We start from the raw sequence: 7,301 nt of genomic DNA, 5'->3' as shown, positions 1-7,301 counted from the left end.
CGACCATCTCCGGCTGCTTCACGATCTCCTCCACGGTGAGCTGGCCGATGATGCCGCGCAGGTGCCCCTCCATGACCAGGCGGATCAGCCCCTCGCGCTCCTCGTCGCTCTTGGTGAGGAACTGCTCCGCGGCGGTGAGGATCGACTCCGGGTCCGACTTGACCTTGATCTGGGCCACCGCCTCCACGGTGACCGCCACGCCCTGGCGGGTGTAGACGTCCTGCTGTGGCGCCACGTCGAAGGACATGAGCTCGAGCGACAGCTCGTGCCAGTTCTCGATCATCGGGAAGATGACCGTGCCGCGTCCCTTCACGATGCGCGTGCCGCGAAAGCCGTAGACGACGAGCGCTTCATGCGGTCCGGCCTTGCGATAGAGCCGCGCGAACACCGTGAGTAGCATGAGCGTCACGACCACCATCAGGCTCGTGATCACGAGGACGCCGTTGGAGAAACCCACCGAAGCCATTATTGCCCCCTTGCCTCACCGGTCGTGATCCGCGTGCCCGCCGGGGCCGGTGATGCTCTCCCACGGGCGGACGTAGGCGATCCCCTTCTCGTAGCGCGTGACCACCACGTCGATACCCTTCGCGATGACGATACCGTCCTCGCTGCGCGCGCCGGTGGTCCTCCGCGTTCCCTCCTGCGAGTAGACCATCTCCCCGGTCCCGCCGGGTCGAATCGGGTTCGTGATGCGCCCGAGCACGCCGACCATCTCGTAGTCGGCGGGATCGAGGTTCTCCTCCGGCGACACCAGCACCTTGGCGACGAACCAGAAGATGGCCGCCGCGCCCGCGAGCCCGCTCGCGCTCGCCACCCCGAGCCCGAGGAGGAGCCAGACGCCGTAGTAGTGTGACATCAGGTAGCCCGTGCCCCCGAACCAGGCGAGGAACGCGGTGACGGTCGCGAAGTTGATCGGTGACAGGCTCGAGCCGCGGGAGCGCACGCCGGCGTGACCGCCATGGGCGCCGGAGAGCCCGCCGTGGTGTCCCTGGACGTGGGGCAGGTGGAAGTGGGTGCTGCCCCCCAGGAAGGACAGGAGGCTCAGGACGAGACCCACCAGGAAGCAGATCAGGTAGAAGTCCGCCCACGTCATGCGGGCCGCCCCCGCTTCGAGCGAACGGCCCCGGTCGGGGCGGCATCACGCCCCTCGGGCCCGAGGACCTGAAGCAGGCGCTCCGCGAGCCCGGGGGTCTCTAGAATGGCCCCGAGCAGCGCCAGGCACCGGTGCGAATCGCGGTGGCGCGCGACGGCGAGCAACGCCCGGCTGACCTCCGGATGGCGGCGGAAGCGCGCGGCGCCGCTGATCAGCCAGAGGTCGAGCCGATCCTCCAGCGTGCCGGCATCCGAGGTGAGCTCGTTGTGAAAACCCTCGGGATCGTCGACCAGGTAGCCGGGGTGAACGTTGAAGAACTTCGCCAGCAGGAGGCGCGTCGAGTTGGTCAGGTGGCGGCGCGCCCCACTCTCGATCTGGGACAGGTACGACTGGCTGATCGACCGCCCGTGCTTCTGCGTGAGCTCGCGCACGACCTCGAGCTGGGTGACGTCCCGCCCGAGGCCACGCAGGACCCCCTCGACCTCGCGCAGGAAGCGGACCTTCTCGCCGAGTGTCATATCGCTATTGGCCACGCCATATCGCTATTGGAGATGGTCATATCGCAATTAGCGATCGGCTGTCAAGAGGCGACGAAAGGCCCGCGCGACTTCGCGTTGCTGACCCGGGTCAGGTCCTCGAGATTTCGGCGGCCCACGCGCTGCGGTGTATCTGGGTGGTCTCGAGCCGTAGTGGGGACCGACGTTCGCGTGTGTCTCGGTACCCGTGATAATGCGGCGCACGGTCGCTGGCGCGCGGCCGCGCACGGGCATGAAGCGGTGGATCGGGAACCTCGTTGTGCTGATCGTGACGCTGCTGGCGCTCGAGTTCGCGCTTCGGCAGGTGCTCGGCGGCATGGAGCAGGCGATGCTCTACGACGTCTGGGAGCCAGTGCCGGGATCGTGCATGGGGCTGCGGCCCGGGGCGCAGGTCGAGTACACAGGTTGGTTCCTCAAAATCCCGCCGGTGGCGCAGGAGGTGAATTCCTACGGTTATCGAGGGCCCGAGCGGCCGCCCGCGAAGCCCCCGGGCGTCTTCCGTGTCGCGGCGCTCGGCGACTCGTACACCTACGGAATGGGCGTGCGAGTCGAGGACGCGCTCCCCACCCAGCTCGAGCGCCCGCTCGCCGGCCGCGGGGCGCGGATGGTGGAGGTGCTGAACTTCGGCGTGCCCGGCGCGTCCCTCGAGGACTCGGTCGCGCGCTTGCGGCAGGTCGCCGCCCGGTGGCAGCCCGACCTCGTCCTCTTCTTCCTCTACGCCGACGACCTCGAGGAGTCGCTCTGCCACTGGGCCGAGCCGCGGAGCCTCCTCCTGGGACTGCTCGCCTGGAAGTCGTACCTCGCGCGTACGCTCGTCATCTTCTCGCGCTTCGCGGGGCTCTGGCGCATGGCGGTCACCGGCGAGTCCGGCGCCTGGCCCGCGCGCCTCGCCGAGCAGATGCACGCGCTCCATCAGGCGAGCCAGGAGGCCGGGGCTCGGCTCGCCGTCGTAGCGCTCGGTGATCCGTCGGCGTACCGCCTCTCGCCGCGTCTCGCGGAGCTCCTCGAGCGCGAGGACGTGCCCTGGCTCGACGCGCGCCCGTGGCTGTTCGGCGAACGGGCGGCCCGTCTGCCCATCATACGGGGCGAGATGCACTTCACCCCCGAAGGGAACCGCCTCGCGGCCGAGCGGGTGGCGGCGTGGCTCGGGGACGCAGGTCTCGTGCCGACGGGTGACGCGTCTTGACGACGGGCGGAAGGGGCCAGTAGCGAGAGAGCCGCATGCCAGAGCGCGCGCCCCGGGTGCTCCCGTCGCTCCTCGGCTACGCGGCCGTGTTCACGGTCATCGCCTGGCCCTGGCTGCGGGCTGCGAGCCATGCGATTCCCGTCGGCCCGATGCTGGTCGCACCGGCCGACGCCCGCCTCAAGACCTGGGTGCTCGCCTGGGTCGCGCACGCGCTCGTTACGCCCGGCGCGCACCTCTTCGACGCCAACGTGAGCTATCCTGCACCCGCACAGCTCGCGGGCACCGAGCATCTCCTCTCGAGCCAGCTGCTCTTTGCGCCAGTCTTCTGGGCGACGCAGAACGCTCTGCTCGCCGCCAATGCAGTCGTGCTCGTCTCCTATCCGCTGGCGGCGCTTGCCATGGACCGCCTGCTGGTCGCGCTCGGCTGCGGGCGCCCGGCCGCGGTCCTCGGCGCGCTCACCTTCGCGCTCGGGCCCCTGCGCGTGCCGGGCAACATGCAGATCGTCCAGTACTTGAACTTCTACCTCCCGCTCGTCGCTCTGGCGCTGCTCCGCTTGCGCGAGAGTCCGCGCGCCCCGGCGGCCCTGCGTCTCGCGATCGTGCTCGGCCTCGCTCTCTTCAGCTCGTACTACGCCGCGCTCATGGCATCGGTGCTCTGCGCCATCTGGTCGATCGCGGAATGGCGCCGCCCCGGGGCGGGCCGCGCACGCTTCGCGCTGCTCACCGCCGGTGTCGCCCTCGCGACATTCGGTGCGTTGCTGCTCGTCTCTCGCCCGTATTTCGCCCGCCCCGAGGCGGCGGCCGGCGAAACTGGCCTCTACACGAGCGACCTCGGGCTCCTCTGGGAGTATCGAGACGTGCCGGGCGCGGACGCGGTGCGGGCGGCCCTCTTTGGGAACGGCGAGTCCTTCCAGTCCGAGATGGTCCACGATTCGAGCTTTTGGGCGCGCGTCACGCTGGCGATCCTGCGCGTACTCATGGTGGGCTGGTTCGGGCTCGTGCCGCTGGCGCTGGCAGGCCTGGGACTACTGGCGCTCGCAGCACGTGGGTCCCTGGGCCGTGCGCTTGCCCTGCGCGGCCTCCTGGTCGCCGGCGTCGCCGGGGTGTTGACGCTCGGGCCGCTGCAGTTCCTGCTCTACCAGCCCGGGACTCTCCCGCCGCTGCTCGCCAGTTTGGTGTGGCCGTTGCGCTTCTTCCGCGTGCCCTTCCGGTTCCTCGTGCTCACCGGCTTCGGGACCGCCCTGTTGGCCGCCGCCGGCGTGGAGGCCGCGGCGGGCATCCTCGGAGGACGCCCCGCGCGCGCCCTGGTGGCGGCCGCTGCGGGCGCGCTCCTGCTCAGCCGGGGGCTCGCCGGCCAGGGCCTCGACGAGGTGTCTGCACAGTCGCTCCCCATCTACGACAGCGTACGGTCCGCGGCGGCGGCGCACGGCGCCGGGCCCCTGCTCGAGCTACCGCTCGCCGATCGATCGGGGCACGGCCTCGAGCGCGAGGCCATGCTCGGTAGCACGCGGCATTGGCTGCCTCTGGTCTCCGGGCTCACCGGCTATCCGGCAGCACACCGCGACCTCCTCCAGAGCGCCATCGACCGGCTCCCCGCGGCCGAGGCGGTCCACGAGCTCGTCGACATGACCCATGTGCGCTGGCTCCTCCTGCGCCCGTCCGCCGAGTGGAGCGACGCCGGGGTGCGCGAGGAGCTGCTTCGGCTCCCCGAGATCGAGATCGTCCTCGAGCGCGATGGCTGGGCGCTCGCGCGGGTGGTGTGTCCCCCCGGGCGCAGCGACGTCTTCGCCGCTATTGCGGCCGGTCGAGTGCCCAATTGAGGCCCAGAGTAACGCAACCCCTCCGTATCAGACTCCGGCCCCCGCCTCCGGATCGCCCTCTTGGCGGTCCCCAGGCCCTACTACGGAGCCAGATACGAGCCTCCACCGAGCCCACGGGCACTGCCCCCCGCCGGAGGTCGTAGCGGTGGCCCGGCGTGGCACCCGCTGCCGATTTCTAGGTATAGCAGATCGAACCGTCCGGGTGGCATACTGGAGCCGTGATCTTCAACATGAACATGACGGCGTCCAACCCGGTCGAGCAGTGGGCGCTCCGCCTGCACGTCGTGCTGGGCCTGGTCGCGCTGCTGGTCGCGCCCGCGGCAATGGTGGTCACGAAGGGCGGGTGGTGGCACCGTCTCTGGGGCCGCATCTTCGTCGGGTCGATGTTCGTCGTCCTCGCGGCGGCGGTGCCGCTTTCCTACTTCGCGAACGACCCATTCCTCTTCTGCATGTCGATCGTCGTCTCCTACCTGACGCTGTCGGGATATCGCATTCATGTTCGCAAGCGACGGAACTACCGAGCGGCGGTCATCGATTGGGCGGGGGCGCTCGGGGCGGCCGCGGCCGGCGTCGTGGCCGTGCGCGTGGCTATTCGCGGTGACGGGTCCGACAGGGGTGTGGTGATGGTGGTGTTCGCCGCGCTGTTCTGGCTGCTTGCGTGGACGGATATCCGCGGGTTCATACGGCCGCCGCAGGAAAAACGGGAATGGTGGTTCTTCCATATGTCGAGGATGCTCGGCGCCTACCTCGGAGCCCTCACCGCCATCTCCGTCGTGCAGATGGAGTGGCTGCCCACGCTGGTGCGTTGGTTCTGGCCGACAGCACTCGGGGTGCCTGGGATCATGCTCTGGATGCGGTATTACAGGCACAAGTTCGCCCGTGCCGAGCGCCGGTCGGCGATCCCGATCACACCGAGACAGATCGCAAGCGGATAGCCTCGCCGCTGTGCCCGTGCTCGCCGGGCGGCGATGAGTCTGCTGCGCCCGACCTCGGTCGCGTTCCTGCAGGCACATCGCCAAGCCCTCCCGCCGCCCTTTCCGGTTGTCGACGCCGCTCTCCGGAGCTGTAGCTACGGGCCCGGTTCCGCGGCCTCGATCACCCCGCTCGCCCGGTTCCCGTCGATGACCGTGGTGGCGGCACCCGCCCCGGTGATCGTGAGAGTTTCGTGCACGTCGAGATCGCCTGAAGCGCTCTCGTCCTCGGCCGGGCCGGCGAGCGTGAGGACGTAGGTCCCGGCGGGCAGATCGATGGTGTCCGGGCCCTCCAGCGCGTTGGCCTCCTGCACCGCCGCGCGAAGGGAGCAGGCGCCAGCGGCGGTGGCGCAGACGCCATCGCCGGGCACGGCGTCGACGCCATCTGTCGTGGTGTCGACCGTGAAGGTCGCCGCCTGCGCCCCCGTGATCGTCGCCGCCAGCAGCGGGACGAGGATGCTACAAGTCCAAGTCATCGAAGCGCCCTCCTCGTGAAGCCGTTGCGCGGCGCCGTCCCGCAGCCGGCGGCGCCGTCGCCCCCGCCGACGTCGGCACCGATCGCGGCGATGCCCCCGTGCTCAGCCGCCCGACCCGAGCGCGCGCGGGTGCTGGTGCCGCACGCGCCACAGGGCGTCGGCCGACGGAGTCGAGAGTTGCGTCGCCCGCGAACGCCGCACGGCCGAGCGGCATGGTCATCGCACTCATCCTCCGGGTCGAGGGCGCCGTTGCCGCACAGCCCGGTGGACCCACAGCTCGCGCCCCGTGCGCGGCTCGAAGGCGGTGAAGAAGAGCCGCCCGCCGGCCCGCGTCAGCTCGCGGGGCCCGGAGTCGCGTCCGCCGCTCGGGTCGAAGACCTGGAAGTAGAGCGTCCCGTTCACGTCGGTCAATTCGCTGGGACCTGAGCTGTCCGGCCCGGGCGCGATGTCCTTCACCAGGACGGTGCCGGCGGCCGTGCCGTCGCTCTTCCAGAGCTCGCTGCCATGGATCGGCTCGATCCCGTCGGACACAATCGGGAAGAAGAGCGTTCCGTTCACCACCGTAAAGGGCCGGGAGAGGAATCCCGGGTAGCCGTGTTGATGTCCCTCACCAGGTAGGGCGTCTTCTGCGCCTTCGCCGTGAGCGGACAGATGACGGCCGCGATCGCGAGTGCAAGGCCCGCCAGGGCGGGCCGCGGCGACTGACGCATGGCACCCTCCCGGGGGACGCGTCGCGCGACGACGTCTGCTGGACGCCTTACGCTTGGGCTCGCTGAGCTCTCAACTGGATATTCGAACCGACGGACCGACCCGCCATGTGGCCGGGTGCTCGCGTCAGCACTTCGCGGCGCCTCACGCGCTTTGTGAACGCGAACGCGGCACTCTTCTTCAGCGCGCCCGACGGCAGAGGCCTTCGACGAGTTCCTGAAGAGCGACGGGACGGCAGCGCCCGTCAAGGAGAAAGACGCTGACGGCTTCCAGTACGTGCACGCCTTCTTCTACTTCGGTGCGCAGCATGCTCCGTCGCTTCGTCCCGCCGCCGCGGCCTCGACCCCACGCGTTCTCGTGGAGGAGGCCGAATCGCCAGTAGACCCTACCGGCGGCGCGTGGATCTCCCCGTGCTCACGCGACGCCCGGCAGCTCGGCGCGGCGGTGCCTCTCGGCCGCCGCTCTCTCCCCCGCATCCGCCGCCGCGGGCGCGGTGGGCAGGGCGGCCGCG

The 7,301-nt window shown here is 70.2% G+C and carries 8 protein-coding genes; 3 read left to right on the top strand and 5 right to left on the bottom strand.

Features of this window, described 5'->3' with window-relative positions:
- The 3 genes from E6J59_15060 to E6J59_15050 form a co-directional block, all read right to left on the bottom strand.
- Positions 1 to 466, bottom strand: a 466-nt coding sequence (locus E6J59_15060) for a flotillin family protein (GenBank protein TMB18132.1), incomplete at its 3' end; no start/stop codon positions are given.
- Between the two features lie 15 nt (positions 467 to 481).
- The gene (locus E6J59_15055; GenBank protein TMB18131.1) at positions 482 to 1,093 is read right to left on the bottom strand and encodes a hypothetical protein; all 612 of its coding nucleotides are present in this window, start codon (positions 1,091 to 1,093) and stop codon (positions 482 to 484) included.
- Complete coding sequence (locus tag E6J59_15050) at positions 1,090 to 1,611, bottom strand: helix-turn-helix transcriptional regulator (protein TMB18133.1); 522 nt, start codon at positions 1,609 to 1,611, stop codon at positions 1,090 to 1,092. The genes E6J59_15055 and E6J59_15050 overlap by 4 nt, the downstream gene beginning before the upstream one ends.
- A 211-nt stretch (positions 1,612 to 1,822) precedes the next feature.
- On the opposite strand from E6J59_15050, the gene E6J59_15045 reads away from it, so the two are divergent.
- The 3 genes from E6J59_15045 (at position 1,823) to E6J59_15035 (ending at position 5,570) form a co-directional block, all read left to right on the top strand.
- On the top strand, positions 1,823 to 2,815 hold the full coding sequence (locus E6J59_15045; protein TMB18130.1) for a hypothetical protein: 993 nt from the start codon (positions 1,823 to 1,825) through the stop codon (positions 2,813 to 2,815).
- Positions 2,816 to 2,850: 35 nt separating this feature from the next.
- On the top strand, positions 2,851 to 4,635 hold the full coding sequence (locus E6J59_15040; protein TMB18129.1) for a hypothetical protein: 1,785 nt from the start codon (positions 2,851 to 2,853) through the stop codon (positions 4,633 to 4,635).
- Positions 4,636 to 4,853: 218 nt separating this feature from the next.
- A complete protein-coding gene (locus E6J59_15035; GenBank protein TMB18128.1) occupies positions 4,854 to 5,570 on the top strand; it encodes a hypothetical protein in 717 nt (238 codons plus the stop codon).
- Between the two features lie 134 nt (positions 5,571 to 5,704).
- Here the strand turns inward: E6J59_15035 and E6J59_15030 are convergent, their stop codons facing one another.
- Positions 5,705 to 6,082, bottom strand: coding sequence for a CSLREA domain-containing protein (locus tag E6J59_15030; GenBank protein ID TMB18127.1), 378 nt, complete (start codon positions 6,080 to 6,082; stop codon positions 5,705 to 5,707).
- A gap of 225 nt (positions 6,083 to 6,307) precedes the next feature.
- On the bottom strand, positions 6,308 to 6,733 hold the full coding sequence (locus tag E6J59_15025; GenBank protein ID TMB18126.1) for a hypothetical protein: 426 nt from the start codon (positions 6,731 to 6,733) through the stop codon (positions 6,308 to 6,310).
- Between the last annotated feature and the right edge of the window lie 568 nt (positions 6,734 to 7,301).

The sequence above is a fragment of the Deltaproteobacteria bacterium genome, assembly GCA_005879795.1.
Taxonomy (GTDB): domain Bacteria; phylum Desulfobacterota; class Binatia; order DP-6; family DP-6; genus DP-6.
The sequence above is the reverse complement of the archived record's forward strand: the minus strand, read 5'-3'. Positions and strand labels throughout refer to the sequence as shown.

Coding starts and splice junctions, on each gene's coding strand:
- E6J59_15055 (TMB18131.1), bottom strand. CDS start 1,093: ATGACGTGGGCGGACTTCTACCTGATCTGCTTCCTGGTGGGTCTCGTC.
- E6J59_15050 (TMB18133.1), bottom strand. CDS start 1,611: ATGACACTCGGCGAGAAGGTCCGCTTCCTGCGCGAGGTCGAGGGGGTC.
- E6J59_15045 (TMB18130.1), top strand. CDS start 1,823: ATGCGGCGCACGGTCGCTGGCGCGCGGCCGCGCACGGGCATGAAGCGG.
- E6J59_15040 (TMB18129.1), top strand. CDS start 2,851: ATGCCAGAGCGCGCGCCCCGGGTGCTCCCGTCGCTCCTCGGCTACGCG.
- E6J59_15030 (TMB18127.1), bottom strand. CDS start 6,082: ATGACTTGGACTTGTAGCATCCTCGTCCCGCTGCTGGCGGCGACGATC.